Genomic DNA, 13840 nt, shown 5'->3' on the forward strand with positions numbered 1-13840 from the left:
TCACTCGCGGGCGCCGACGGCGTCGGCGGGGCGGGCGGCCATGGCGAGGCGCGCGGCGGGGAAGGTCGCGGCCGCGGCGAGCAGCAGGCCCCAGCCGAGGACCCCCAGGTGGCCGAGGGGAGGGACGTGCGGGGGCCCGTCCGTCATGCCCGCGCCGAACGCGGTGAGCGCGGCGAGGGCGATCGCGGTGCCGAGGACGGCGGCGATGACGACGACGGCCAGCGTCTCCCACCCGAGCATCGCCATCACCTGGCGCCGGGTCGTCCCGACGAGGCGCAGCACGGCGAACTCGCGGGACCGGCCGGCGGTGGCCATCGCGAGGGTGTTCACCACGGCGATCGCGGTGAACGCGATGATCAGCCCCATGGCGACGTAGGCGACCTCCGCGTTCCCGGCCGTCCGGGCCTCGGCGAGGGCGCCCGGGGCCGCGACCGGGAGCCCGCGCGGCGGGGTGCCCGCGATCAGCAGCGTGCCGCGGGGGTCGTCGACATGGGCGGCCAGCAGGTCGCGGTCGACGGTGAGGTCGCCGAAGCCGAGGCCGCGCCCGTAGACCGCGACCACGGTGGGGGCGAACGGCGTGCCATCCCCGAGGGTGAGCGGCAGCCGGTCCCCCGGCCGGACGCCGAGCCGCCGGGCGGCGGTGGCGCCGACCGCGATGCCGGAGGCGTCCAGGCGGGCGAGCGACCCGGCCCGGACGTCCAGGTCCATGGTGCGGTCGAGGCCCTCCGGCGTCACGCCTTGGACGCCGTAGTTCTCCAGGCCGACCCGGACGGTGCCGTGCAGGACCTCGGTCACGGCGGTGACGCCGGGCGTCCGCCGGATCCGTTCGGCGGTGCCGTGCGGGACCACCGGACCGGCGGCGTGCGCGGCGACCGTGCCCTCGCGCGCCTGCCGGGTCGCGGCGTGGCCGATCGTCGTCTGCGTGAACAGGATCGTCGAGGTCAGCCCGATCATCAGCGTCAGCGGGGTGACGACGGAGGCCAGGCGGCGCGCGGACGCGGCGAGGTTGGCCGCCGCCAGGTGCCCGCCGCCAGGCAGGAGCCGGAGCGGGACGGCGAGCGCGGCGACCGCGGCCCGGACGACGGCCGGGCCGAGGAGCGCGGCGGCCGCGGTCCAGACGATCGCGGTCAGCATCGTCACCGGGCTGGAGGCCGCCTCCGTGTCGAGGTGCGCCAGCAGCACCGTCAGGGCGGCGGCCCCGGCCGCGACGGCCAGCCCGGCCGCGGTCCGGACGGCGCCGAGCCGGGCGCGGCCCGTCGCCGCCTCGCCGAGGGCCTCGACGGGGCGGACCCGGGCGGCGCCGCGGGCGGTGATCCGGGCGGCGGCCACGGCCGCGAGGACGGTGGCGAGCGCGGCGGCGAGCGGCGGAAAGGGGCCGACGACGAGGTCCAGGTTGGGCGGGAGGGCGCCGAGCCCGCGGAACTCGTCCCGCAGCCGGAACGCCAGCGGCAGCCCGGCCGCCGCGCCGAGCGGTCCCGCGACGAGGCCGACCAGCAGCGCCTCGCCCCCGATCATCCGGCGGACCTGCCGCGGCGTCGCGGCGACCGCCCGCAGCAGCGCGATCTCGCGCTCCCGCTGCCGCACCGACAGCGCGAACGTCCCGGACACCACGAGGACGGCGACGAGCAGGGCCGTCCCGCCGAGGGCGCCGCCCAGGGAGATGAGCTTGACGCGCGCGTTCTCCGCGCCGAGGAACTCCGCCCGGCCCCGGTCGCCGCCGGTGTGGACGGTCGCCCCGGTGCCGCGCACGGCCTTCTCCACGGCCCCGGCGGGGCCGTGGGCGCCGACGGCGGTGACCATGCCGCCGCGGCCGGACAGGCGGGCCGCCTGGGCCGTCGAGAAGAAGACGGCGGTCTGGTGGGCGAGCGCCTGCCGGGTCACGCCCACGACGCGGTAGGTGCCGGGGACGGCGGACTCGACCCGCACCGCCGTGCCCGGGCGCAGGCGGCGGGCGCGCGCCGTGGCGGCGTCGACGACGATCTCGTCGTCCGCCGCCGGGGCGCGGCCCTCGCGGAGGGTGAACGGGGTGAGCGCGGCGGACTCCCACCCGTGGCCCCAGGACGGGCGGTCGTCCTCGGGGGCGCCGATCTCGGCGGGGAACGTCACCTCGGTGACGACGTCGCGGACGCCGTCCGCCGCCCGGACCCTCGCGGCGACGGAGGCGGGCAGCCACACGCGTTCGGCGAGCGGCTTGGCCTTGTGCTTGCGCTTGCCCTTCTTCTTCACGATCACCTTGTGGACGGCCTGGTCGCCGGTGACGACGACCGGCGCCCCCGCGTACCGTTCCGGGGCGACGGAGCCGCGCAGGCCGGTGTCGAGCAGGACGCCGCACGCGCAGATCAGGGCCGCCGCGCACAGCAGCGCCGCGAACGCCCCCGCGAAGCCCGCCTTGCGATGGCGCAGGGTGCTGAGCACGATTCCGAACATCACTTCCACGCTCCAAGCCGGGTCATGCGGGCGGCGACCTTGTCGCTGGACGGGGCGTCCATCGAGTCGACGATCCGCCCGTCCGCCAGGAACAGCACCGTGTCGGCGTAGGAGGCGGCGACCGGGTCGTGCGTGACCATCACGACCGTCTGGCCCATGCCGTCCACGGTCTCGCGCAGCAGCGTCAGGACGTCCCGGGCCGTCATCGTGTCGAGCGCGCCCGTGGGCTCGTCCCCGAACACGACGTCCGGGCGCGTCACCAGGGCCCGGGCGATCGCGACCCGCTGCTGCTGCCCGCCGGACAGCTGCCCGGGCCGGTGCCCGGTCCGGTCCGCCAGCCCGACGCGGGCGACCACCTCGGTGAGCCACGCCTTGTCCGGGCGCGTGCGCGACAGGCGCAGCGGAAGGATGATGTTCTGCTCCACGGTCAGGGACGACACCAGGTTGAACGCCTGGAACACGAAGCCGACGCGCCGCCTGCGCAGCTCGGTCAGCTTCGTCTCGTTCATGGAGGACAGCTCGGTGTCCCCCAGCCGGACCGTGCCGGACGTGGGCGTGTCGAGGCCCGCGGCGCAGTGCAGGAACGTGCTCTTGCCCGAGCCGGACGGCCCCATCACCGCCGTGAGGCGGCCCCGTGGGAGGGTCGCCGACACCTCCCGCAGCGCCGCCACCGCTCCCCTGCCCCGTCCGTAGACCTTGCTCACCGCGTCCATGCGCACCGCGTCGTTCATGCCCTCAAGTCTTGTGACCTGCGGTTCCGGCCGCCAGAGAGGAGATCACCGGCCACCCGTGACCTCGTCATGGGTCCGGGCGTGACGCCGTCCGGGGCGGTCGGCGGCGGCTGGTAGACATATGCCGTGATCAAGGTGCTTCTCGCCGACGACCACCACGTGGTGCGCGGCGCCCTCGCCACCCTGCTGGGGCTCGAACCCGACCTGACCGTGGTCGCCGAGGTCGAGCGCGGGGACGAGGTGCTGCCCGCGGCCCGCTCGGCCCGTCCCGACGTCGCCGTGCTGGACATCGACATGCCGGGCCTGGACGGCCTCGCGGCCGCGGCGGCGCTGCGCGAGGCCGTCCCGGACATCGCGACGCTGATGCTCACCGGGCACGGCAAACCCGGTCACCTGCGCCGCGCCCTGACGGCGGGCGTCCGCGGCTTCCTGCTGAAGACGGCGCCGCCCGAGGAACTGGCCGCCGGCATCCGCAAGGTCGCCGCCGGGGAGCGCGTCCTCGACCCGAACCTCGCGCTCACCGCCTGGGACCTCGCCGACAACCCGCTCACCCCGCGCGAGACCGACGTGCTGCGGCTGGCGGCGGAGGGCGCGGAGGCCCCGGAGATCGCCGGGCGCCTCCACCTCTCAGCAGGAACAGTGCGCAACTACCTAACAGCCGCCGTAACAAAGCTAAACGCGAGAAACCGGGTAGACGCCGCCCGCATAGCCAGCGAAGCAGGCTGGCTCTAACCCCCGTCGACTTGCGGCGTGTTGCCCTTATGCGAGCCCCGATAAGGGCAACACGCCGCAAGTCAACGTTCGTCGGCGGGGGTGGTGGCCATCACGCGGAAGCTTCCGTCTCCGTCTGCTCGGGCTGTCAGGGTTCCGTTCCTTGCGGCCAGGCGGGTTGTCAGGTTGCCTATGCCGGCGCCGGGCGGGGTCCGGGGGGCCGCCGGGTCGAGGCCGTCGTTCTCCACGACCAGCCAGACGGCGCCGCCGTCCCGTCCGGTCGCGATGGTGCAGCGGGTGGCGGCGCTGTGGCGGAGCACGTTGGTCACCGCCTCGCGCAGGACCGTGCCGAGCACCGCCGACGCGTTCGCGTCCAGGTCCCCGTGCCCGAGGTCGGTCTCGACCTCCACCCCGGCGGCCGCGAGCACCGACCGGGCGGACGCCGCCTCCCCGTCCAGCGCGAGCTCGGCGTCGCCGCCGGTCGCGGTGCGCAGGTCGGCGCGGGCCTGCTCGGCCATCGCGACGACCTCGGCGAGCTCCGCGCGGGAGCGGTCCGGGTCCGCCTCGGCGAGCCGGCGGGCGAGCTCGCACCTGAGCAGGATCGCCGCCAGGCTGTGCCCGAGCAGGTCGTGCAGGTCCCGCGAGGCCCGCAGCCGCTCCTGGACGGTCGCCGCCCTCGCCAGCTCCTCGCCCGCCGCCCGCAGGTCCCGCACCAGCCGCGCCAGCCGGACGAGCCCGTACACCACCAGGCCCGTCACCAGCGTGCTGATCACGTAGTTGGCGACGGCCGCCGCGCCGAGCCCGAGGACCCGCGCCGCGGCGCCCGTCGCCGCCATGCACCCCGCCACGAGCGGGACGCCGGCCCAGGCCGGGAGTCCGACCAGGAACGTCCCGGCGAGGAACCCGGCCGCACCCAGCCACGCCTTTCCGAAGACGGCGAGGGGGGCGTAGCAGAGGACCGCCAGGACGGGCGGCCACCACGCGGGCCGTCCCCGCCCGGCCCAGAGCAGCTGCACCGCCGAGATCAGCGCCAGCCCCGCGGCGGCGGCCGGCCACAGCGGCCCCCACGGGACCAGCAGCAGCCCCTTGACCGAGAACCCCGCCAGGACCGCGGCCAGCAGCGCGAGCGAGAGCCGGTAGGCCGCCCGGTCGGGCAGGCTCACGGTGCGGTCCCCCGCCGCGACGGCCGCCTCCACCGCGAACCGGCCGTCCCCGTCCAGGCCCGCCGAGAAGGTTCCGCCCGCCGCGCGCACCCGCCCCGCCGCCGCCTCCAGCCCGTCCGCGCCGCGCTCGGCCGTGCGGACGCCGTCGTTGACCACCCGCAGCACGACCAGGCCGTCCCGCTCCGACGTGGCGATCAGGCAGGTCCGCGCGGAGCCGGCGCGGACCACGTCCGTGACCGCCTCGCGCAGCACCGTGGCCAGCAGCGCCCCGGCCGGGCCGAGCGGCTCGCGGTGCCCCTCGCGCACCTCGGCCCGGACGTCGGCCGCCTCCAGCAGCGCCCGCGCCGCCGCCATCTCGGGGGCCAGCGACATGCTCCGCAGGCCCACCGCGGCGGTGCGCGCCCTGTTCAGCGACTCCCTGGCCACCGCCAGCACGTCCGCGACGGCCTCCGGGCGGTCGAGGGCGCGCCGGCTGCCGGCCGAGATCGCCCGGAGGCCGTCGCCGAGCCCGGCGTCCAGTTCCGCCGCGATCCGCAGCCGCTCCCGCTCCACGGCCGCCACGGTGAGGGGCAGCCGGGCCGCCGCGACGTCGTCCGCCCGGTCCGCCAGCCGCACCAGCCCGTAGACCACGAGCCCGGTCAGCAGGCAGGTGATCGTGACGTCGGCGCTCGCGCCGCCGCGCAGGGCGTCCGCGAGCGCCGCGCTCGCCAGGACGCAGGCGGCGGCCGGCCAGGCGCCCGCGAGCAGCAGCGACCCCACGACGAAGCCGAGGATCCCCGCCGACGTCCCGAACGCGATGACGCCCGTGTAGGCGGCCGCCGCCTGGACGGGCAGGCTCCACCCGCCGCGCCATCTCCGCCAGCGCGGCACGACCCGGACGAACTGGACCAGCAGCACCACCGACACGAGGGCGGTCGCCGCGGCCGCCCGCGCGGCTCCCTCCGTCCGCGAGGGCGCCGCCAGCGCGTACACCGCGGCGAACGAGGCGAGCACCAGCCCGACGATCACCCGTGCCGACCGCGGCCCCGCCGGTACCGCCCCTGCCACCCGTCCCCCGCTTCCCGGCCCCCGCTTCCTTTCCCGAGGGCCGCCGTCCCCGCCGCCCGCGCCCGCGAGTCCGGGCCGCGGCGGCGGGTGCCAGGGTACGAGCCGGTGCGTACGGCTCCGAACCCCGGGGAGGCCCCGCCGCTACCGCGCCGGCCCCGGAGTCCGCGACTCTTCCGGCCGGTCAGGGCGGTCGTCCCGCGATGACCGGTGATTTCGCCGATGTTCCGGAACGCGGTGCGTGCCGAGAATGTGCGTCCCGGAGCCGGTTGACCGGCCCCGTCCCGTTTCCGGAGCCGGCCATCCGGCTCCGCCCCCCGGAACAGGAGCGAAACGACGTGCCCACCCTCACCGCACGCGCGGCGAAGACGGCGCTGGCCGCCGCGCTGACCGCGGCCGCCATCGCCGTCCCCCAGACCGCCCGGGCAGCCGACAATCCCTACGAGCGCGGCCCCGCCCCGACGCAGCAGAGCATCGAGGCCCTGCGCGGCCCGTTCGCCACGTCCCAGACGAGCGTGTCGTCCCTCGGCGTCACCGGCTTCGGCGGCGGGACGATCTACTACCCGACCAGCACCGCCGAGGGGACCTTCGGCGCGGTCGCGGTGGCGCCCGGCTACACCGCCGACCAGACGAGCATGGCCTGGCTCGGGCCGCGGCTCGCCTCGCAGGGGTTCGTCATCTTCACGATCGACACCCTCACCCGACTCGACCAGCCCGACAGCCGCGCCCGGCAACTGGAGGCGGCGCTCGACTACCTCACGCAGCGCAGCACCGTCCGGACCCGCATCGACACGACCCGGCTCGGCGTGATGGGCCACTCGATGGGCGGCGGCGGGACGCTGGAGGCCGCCGAGGACCGCCCGCAGCTTCAGGCCGCGATCCCGCTCACGCCCTGGGACCTGCAGAAGAACTTCTCGGACGTGCGCGTCCCCACCATGGTCATCGGTGCGCAGGCGGACACGGTCGCGCCGGTCGCCACGCACTCCCAGCCGTTCTACGAGAGCATCCCGGCGGCGTCGGAGAAGGCGTACCTGGAGCTGGCGGGCGCCAGCCACTTCGCGCCCAACACCTCGAACACGACGATCGCGAAGTACAGCATCTCCTGGCTCAAGCGGTACATCGACAACGACACCCGCTACGACCAGTTCCTGTGCCCGGCGCCCTCGCGCGACCTCACCATCTCCGAGTACCGGGACACCTGCCCGAACTCCTGACCCCGGTCGCCGACCGGCCCCCTACCGACCGGGCCGCCCGCCTCCCCGCGCGGGCGGCCCCTCGGCGTTCGGGCCGGGCGCGGCGTCCCCGGGGCCGTGCAGCCGCAGAGCGCTCAGCGCGAGGACGAGCTCGACCAGGTCGCCGGGCCGGGTGAGGGTCCGCCCGGTGAGCCGCTCGATCCTGCGGAGCCGGTTGAGGACGGTGTTGCGGTGGCAGAACAGCCGGTCGGCCGCGCGGGCGGCCGAGCCGCCGCACTCCAGCCAGGTCTCCAGCGTCGTCAGCAGGGCCTCGCGGAACCCGGGGTCGACGTCCCCGAGCCCGCCGAGCGCGACCTCCCCGAGGCGGCCGGCGAGGCGGGGCTGGGACAGCACGAGGGCGTCGGGGAGCCGGCGGTCCAGGCGGGCGATCTGGTTCCCGGGTCCGCGGCACGTCCGCAGCGCCAGCTCGGCGAACCAGCGGGCGCCGCCGAGCTCGGCGAGGTTGCCCACGACCGGGCTCACGCCGGCGTGCGACCGGGCGTAGGGGCGGACGGCGTCGACGAGGTCGTCGAGCTCCGCGGCGCCGAGCGCGACCAGCGCCACCTGCGCCACCTGCGCGTCGGTGCGCAGCCGCCAGATGAACCGCATCCCGCCGGTGTCGCCGGGCCGCCGGTTCACGCCGTCGCCGAAGCCGCCCTCCGCGCCGAGCATCACCACGGCGTAGCGGCCGGTCGCCGGCAGCCCGAGGACGGACGTCGCGGTCGCGAGCAGCCCGCCGTCGGCGCCCTGCCCGTCCAGCAGGGCGTCCACGATCGCCTGGACGCGCTCCTCGCTGCGCCGCGCGAGGTCGAGCTCGGTGCGGTGGTAGGCGGCGGCCGCCGCGCCGGACTGCTGGTCGATCGTGTCCCAGGTGCGGGTCGCCTGCCGGATCAGCGCCGCGACGTTCTCCGGGTCGTGCCGGCCGACGACCTCCACGACGGCCTCCCAGAACACCCGCCCGGCGAGCCGGTAGGAGCGCAGCAGCTGGTCGAGCGGCTGCCCCTGGTGCGCGCGCCGCTGCCCGAGCCGCCGCGCCCACTCCAGGTCGGCGCGGCCGCGGTCCGGGTCGAGGATCGTCTTGAAGCCGTGCCCGAGGCCGGTATGGCACATCTCCCACACGTCGTGGCGGAAGGCGTCGTCGCGGTCGCCGCGGTCACCGGAGAGGATCTCGGCGGTGAGCCGGTCGGCGAGGTCGGGCAACCGGTCCGCGAGCCGCAGCACCGCCTTGCGCATGATCGTGCGATCGGCGTCCACCTGGCCGACGTTCATCGCGGGCCACCTCCAGCACAGGGCGCTCCCCCCGCACAACGCGGGGGCCTCATCGTGCCACCGTGGAGGCGCACGGGCCATCGTGGGACGCCGACACTGTGCGCGGTCACAACCGCCGCCGCCCCGGATTGCGCCGCGTCCCCGAAACCGGAGGCCGCTCTGGACCGGTGCGGGGTGCCCGTGTTGCCCTAGGGTCCCCTTCCCTTTTGAGACCCCGTCCAATAGGGCCTCCCCACGGCTCGCGGGCGAGGGTGGTTCCCGCCGAGGAGGGACCGGCATGACACACGAACGGCTGCACGGACGCGAACGCGACCTCCAGGCGATCGAGGCGATGCTCGACCGGGCCCGGGACGGGCACGGCGGCGCCCTGGTGATCACCGGGGACGCCGGGGTCGGCCGGACGGCCCTCCTGGAGGCCGCCGTGCGCGGCGCCGGGGCGAACACGCGCACGCTCGGCACGACCGGGGTGCCGGGCGAGACCGGCGTCCCGTACGCGGGGCTGCACCGGCTGCTGCGCCCGCTGTCCGAGCAGGTCGCGCAGCTGCCGCCGGCACACCGCGACGCCCTCTCCGCGATCCTGTCCGGCGCGCCGCGCGCCGAGCCGTTCGTGCTGTTCACGGCGGTGTGCGAGCTGCTGGGACGGGCCGCGCGGAAGGGGCCCGTGCTGTGCTGGGCCGACGACGTCCACCGGCTCGACGCCGGCTCGCTGGAAGTCCTGGCGTTCGCGGCGCGGCGGGTCGAGGACGAGCCCGTGGCGGTGCTGCTCTCCGTCCGCGACGGCGAGCCGGACGCGGGCGCGCTCGCCGGCATCCGGCGGCTGCGGCTCGCGCCGCTGGCCGAGGACGCGAGCCGGCGCGTGCTGCGCGACGCGCTCGGCGGCGCGGCGCCCGACAGCTGCCTGGACGGCTCGGCGGGCGGCGACCTGACCGAGGAGATCGTCGATCTGGCCTGCGGCCGGCCCCTGGCGATCCGGGAGCTGGCCGGCGCGCTGACGTCCGGGCAGCTGTCGGGCGCCGCGCCGCCCCCGCGGGCGCTGCCCCCGTCCAGTTCCCTGCGCGCCCTGCACCGGAGCCGCTACCGGGCGCTCCCCTCCGGGGCGCGGCGCCTGGTGCTGATGACCGTGGCGGAGGAATGGCTCGGCGCCGCGACGATGGAGCGGGCCGCGCGGGCGGACGGCATCGGCGGCGGCGACCTCGACGCGGCCCGCGAGTCGGGGCTGCTGCGGTTCGAGGGCGACGGGGTCGCGGTCCGCAACCGGCTCGTCCGGTCCTCGCTGTGGGCGGACGCGACGCGCGAGGAGCGGCGGGACGCGCACACGCTGCTCGCCGGCGTCCTGGTCCAGGAGTGGCAGCGGCCGCGGCGGCTCTGGCACCGCGCGGCCGTGGCGGGCGAGCCCGACGACCGGCTCGCCGCCGAGCTGGCGGGGACGGCGGCCGCGGCCCGGCGGGCGGGCCGGTACGCCGACTCATGGCGGATGTGGCAGCGCGCCGCGGCCCTGACCGTCGAGCACGGCGCGCGGACGGACCGGTACCTGGCCGCCGCCGGGGACGCCTGGGCGAGCGGACGCTCGCGGCGGGCCCGCGCCATGCTCCGCCAGGTCCGCCCGCGCGGCTGCGACGGCGCCCGCATCGCGCGCGCCGCCGCCCTGCGCGGCGAGATCGAGACGGCGGCGGGCTCCCCCGCGGCCGCGGTCGCCGTGCTGCGCGACGCGGCCGAGCGGCTCGCCGGAGCGGACGCCGGGGCGGCGCTGGACGCGCTGGTGTGGGCCGCGGAGGCCGCCGACGCGTCCGGCGACCACCGCGCCCACCTGGAGATCGCCGAGCGTGCCCGCGCGCTGGAGGCCGCCGCGCCCGGCCCGCGCACCGAGCTGCTGCTCGCCCGCCTCGGCGGCGTCGCGGCCCTGATCCGCGGCCGGTACCGGGAGGCCGCGGAACGGCTCGGGCACGCCGTGCGCCTCGGCGCGGACGTGGCGGACCCCGCCGCGCGGGCGTGGGCCGCGCTCTCGGCCCTCGCCCTCGGGGACGGCTCCCGCGCCCGCTCGCTGGCCGCCGAGGCGGTCGCGTCGGCCCGGCGGTCGGGCGACGCGCCCGCCGAGTCGTTCGCGCTCGTGGCCGCCGGGCGCTGCGAGGCGCTGCTCGGGCATCCCCCCGCGCCGATCGCCGCCTGCCACGACGGCCTGCGTCTGGCCCGCGCCACCCGCCTGCACGGGCATACCACCGAGCAGCTCGCCACCCTGGCCCTCACCGCCGCGTTCAACGGCGACGAGGCCAGGACGCGCGAGCTGCTGGAACAGCTCACCGGCACCGCCGACGAGCGCGGCCTCACCCGCGCGGCCGCCCTCGGGTCGTGGGCGCCCGCGTGCCTCGACCTCGCCGCGGACCGGCCCGCCGACGCGGCCGCGCGGCTGCGCCTGCCGGGCGGGGCCGGGCTCGCGCATCCGCCGGCGCGGCTCCTCGCCGTCCCCCACCTGGTGGAGGCGCTGGTCCGCACCGGCGAGCACGAGCCGGCCGCCGGCGCCTACGAGCACTTCCGCCGCTGGGTGGACGGGATCGGCTCGCCGGCGGGGCCGGCGGCGCTCGGCCGCCGCTGCCTGGCCCTGCTGGCCGACTGCGACGACGAGGCGGAGGAGCACTTCACCGAGGCCCTCCGCCTGCACGAGGCCGCCGGCGCCGTGTTCGAGCTGGCCCGCACGGAGCTGCTGTTCGGGCACCGGCTGCGGCGCGGGCGACGCCCTCGCGCCGCCCGCGAGCACCTGCGCGCCGCGCTGCGCGTCTTCGAGCGCTACGGCGCCGCCCCGTGGACGGGGCGGGCCCGAGCCGAGCTGCGCGCCGCCGGGGAGACCGCGCCGCGGGCGGCGAGCGGGTTCGGCAAGCTCACCGCGCAGCAGGCGCACATCGCCCGGATGGCCGCCGAGGGGGCCACCAACCGGGAGATCGCTGCGCGCCTGCTGCTCAGCCCGCGGACGATCGACCACCATCTCCGCAACGTCTTCACCCGTCTCGGGATCCGCTCGCGCGTCGAGCTGGCCCGGCTGATCCGCTGATCCGGCCGGTCGCCGGGTCAGCGGGCCTTCTCGTACTCCTCCTCGCGGTCGTCGGCCTTGCCGCCGCGGGAGGTGGAGGAGGAGCTCCGGGTGCTCCGGCCGTTCCGGGAGCCCTTGGCCTCGGTGTCCTTGGCCTCGGTCTCCTTGGCCTCCGTGTCCTTGGAGTCCTTGGCGCTCCCGGAGCCCTTCGAGGTCGCGGAGCCGCCCTTGCCGGACTTCTCCTCTTCCTCCATGGCCTCCTCGTGCGTGCGGACGACCTCGCTGTCGCGGATCTCGCCGCGCCAGCCCTCGATCTCGTCCGCGCGGGTCAGCGAGTTCGTCATCACGTACCGGCGGAAGTGCTTCAGTTCGAGCCGAGCCCGGCGGCCCTGGGCGCGCCAGAGGTTGCCCGTCCGCTCCATGAGGCCCTGCGGGTGGTACTCCAGGACGACCAGGACGCGGGTCAGGTTCGGGGACAGCTCGTGGAAGCTCACCGTCCCGTCCACGTGGCCCTTCGGGCCCTTCGAGCGCCACACGATGTGCTCGTCGGGGACCTGCTCGACGATCGTGGACTCCCACGTCCGCGCCGACCAGAAGATCTTGGCCTTCCAGTTCAGCTTGGTGTCGTCGGCCTGGTCGACGCTGACGACCTTCTTCATGAAGGACGGGTAGTCCTGGAACTGCGTCCACTGGTCGTAGACGAGGCGGGACGGCGCACCGATGTCGATGTGCTCGACGATGTTGGTGACCTTCACCTTCTTCCCGCCGCCCTTGCCGCCCTTGCCGCCCTTGTTGCCGCCGGGCAGGACGTCCTTGAGCTTGCCGAAGATGCCCTTGCCCTTGCCCTCGGACTGCTCGTCCTCGCCGCCCGCGTCCTTGGAGTCCTTGGCGTCGGTGTCCTTGGCGTCGGCCTTGGCGTCGTTCTTGGCCTCGTCCTTGGCGCCGGTCTTGGCGTCGGTCTTGGCGTCGGTCTTGGCGTCGGACGCCTTCGACTGGTCCTGGTCGCCCTGGTCGGAGTCCCGGCCGGCGCGGTTGCCGGCGATGGCCCGGCTCGCCGCGACGGCCGCGCCCGCGCCGAGCAGGACGCCGCCGGCGGTGCCGACGGCCCGGCCGCCCGGCAGGGCCTTGGTGATGGCGCTCAGACCGGACGAGCGCTTGCGCCCGCCGATCGGCAGCCTCTTGGCGATCTGTCCGACGGGCAGCTTGCCCATCGGGTTCGAGCGTGCCATGTTCCGCTTCCTCACTTGGGGTTGGTGACGGTCTCGCCGTCGCGGATCTCGCCGCGCCAGCCCTCCACCTCGTCGGGGTGGAGGAGCGCCTGCGTCATCACGTGACGGCGGAAATGCTTCAGTTCGAGCCGAGCCCGGCGGCCCTGGGCGCGCCAGAGGTTGCCCGTCCGCTCGAACAGGCCGACGGGGTGGTACTCCAGGACGAGCAGGACGCGGGTCAGGTCGGGTGACAGCTCGTGGAAGCTGACCGACCCGTGGGCGTGGCCCTTCGGGCCCTTCGAGCGCCACACGATGTGCTCGTCGGGGACCTGCTCCTTGATCGTCGACTCCCACGTCCGCGCCGACCAGAAGATCTTCGCCTTCCAGTTCAGCTTGGCGTCGTCGGCCTGGTCGACGCTGACGACCTTCTTCATGAAGGACGGGTAGTCCTGGAACCGCGTCCACTGGTCGTAGACCAGCCGGCGCGGCGCCCCCACGTCGATCTGCTCGACGATGTTGGTCAGCTTCCCCTTCCGCCCCCGCCCGAAGATGCCGGCGAGGGTCTCCTTCAGGGCCGTCCAGCCGAAGCTCAGCAGCGCGCGGAAGGGCGACTTGCCCTCCTGCAGCGCCTTTACCCCGGCCAGGGCGGCCTTGGCGAGCGGGCCGGCCTGCTCCGCCTTCGCGGTGAGGTGCCGGACCGCACGGTCGAGCCGCCGTTCGAGCCGGGTGACGAGCCCGGCCAGGGCACGGCGTGCCAGGCGCCGCGCCGAGAGCGCGGCCAGCGCCCCGCCGGCGCCGGCGGCCGCGCCCGCGATCGGGCCCGTCCGGAGTTTCATGTCCTGTCCACCTCATCGTCCAACTCGGGTACGGCGCCGGGTTACCCGGTCAAGCTGGGGCAAAACAGGACGCAGGCAAGATGAGAGACATCTCAGTCAGGTGGCCGCATCAGGACGGCGGCTCCGGAGGCCGCCGGAGCGAACGCGGGGGACGCTGCCGCCGGGCGACCAGACCAGCCCAGCGTGGACACCGGACC

9 protein-coding genes are annotated in these 13840 nt (G+C 76.3%); 3 read left to right on the forward strand and 6 right to left on the reverse strand.

What is annotated here, in order from left to right:
* A complete protein-coding gene (locus BKA00_RS21775; protein ID WP_185027756.1) occupies positions 1 to 2427 on the reverse strand; it encodes an ABC transporter permease in 2427 nt (808 codons plus the stop codon).
* A complete protein-coding gene (locus BKA00_RS21780; RefSeq protein WP_221493253.1) occupies positions 2427 to 3158 on the reverse strand; it encodes an ABC transporter ATP-binding protein in 732 nt (243 codons plus the stop codon). The genes BKA00_RS21775 and BKA00_RS21780 overlap by 1 nt, the downstream gene beginning before the upstream one ends.
* A gap of 126 nt (positions 3159 to 3284) precedes the next feature.
* On the opposite strand from BKA00_RS21780, the gene BKA00_RS21785 reads away from it, so the two are divergent.
* On the forward strand, positions 3285 to 3890 hold the full coding sequence (locus BKA00_RS21785) for a response regulator transcription factor (protein ID WP_185027758.1): 606 nt from the start codon (positions 3285 to 3287) through the stop codon (positions 3888 to 3890).
* A 62-nt stretch (positions 3891 to 3952) separates the two neighbouring features.
* Here BKA00_RS21785 and BKA00_RS40535 read toward each other — a convergent pair whose 3' ends face one another.
* Positions 3953 to 6079: a sensor histidine kinase gene (locus tag BKA00_RS40535; RefSeq protein WP_221493254.1), complete on the reverse strand. Its 2127-nt coding sequence runs from the start codon at positions 6077 to 6079 to the stop codon at positions 3953 to 3955.
* Between the two features lie 335 nt (positions 6080 to 6414).
* Between BKA00_RS40535 and bdeA the strand changes: the two genes are divergently transcribed.
* Positions 6415 to 7290 carry a bis(hydroxyethyl) terephthalate hydrolase gene (gene bdeA, locus BKA00_RS21795; RefSeq protein WP_420829691.1) on the forward strand — a complete coding sequence of 292 codons (876 nt, stop codon included), beginning with the start codon at positions 6415 to 6417 and terminating at the stop codon, positions 7288 to 7290.
* A gap of 21 nt (positions 7291 to 7311) precedes the next feature.
* Here the strand turns inward: bdeA and BKA00_RS21800 are convergent, their stop codons facing one another.
* Positions 7312 to 8577, reverse strand: a complete 1266-nt coding sequence (locus BKA00_RS21800) for a PucR family transcriptional regulator (RefSeq protein WP_185027763.1) — start codon at positions 8575 to 8577, stop codon at positions 7312 to 7314.
* Positions 8578 to 8854: 277 nt separating this feature from the next.
* Here BKA00_RS21800 and BKA00_RS21805 point away from each other — a divergent pair, with 277 nt between their 5' ends.
* Positions 8855 to 11620, forward strand: a complete 2766-nt coding sequence (locus BKA00_RS21805) for an AAA family ATPase (RefSeq protein ID WP_185027765.1) — start codon at positions 8855 to 8857, stop codon at positions 11618 to 11620.
* A 17-nt stretch (positions 11621 to 11637) separates the two neighbouring features.
* On the opposite strand, the gene BKA00_RS21810 is transcribed toward BKA00_RS21805, so the two are convergent.
* Complete coding sequence (locus BKA00_RS21810; protein ID WP_230298651.1) at positions 11638 to 12828, reverse strand: SRPBCC family protein; 1191 nt, start codon at positions 12826 to 12828, stop codon at positions 11638 to 11640.
* A gap of 11 nt (positions 12829 to 12839) precedes the next feature.
* The gene (locus tag BKA00_RS21815) at positions 12840 to 13643 is read right to left on the reverse strand and encodes an SRPBCC family protein (protein WP_185027767.1); all 804 of its coding nucleotides are present in this window, start codon (positions 13641 to 13643) and stop codon (positions 12840 to 12842) included.
* Between the last annotated feature and the right edge of the window lie 197 nt (positions 13644 to 13840).

It is taken from the genome of Actinomadura coerulea, assembly GCF_014208105.1.
In the GTDB taxonomy this organism is placed as follows: domain Bacteria; phylum Actinomycetota; class Actinomycetes; order Streptosporangiales; family Streptosporangiaceae; genus Spirillospora; species Spirillospora coerulea.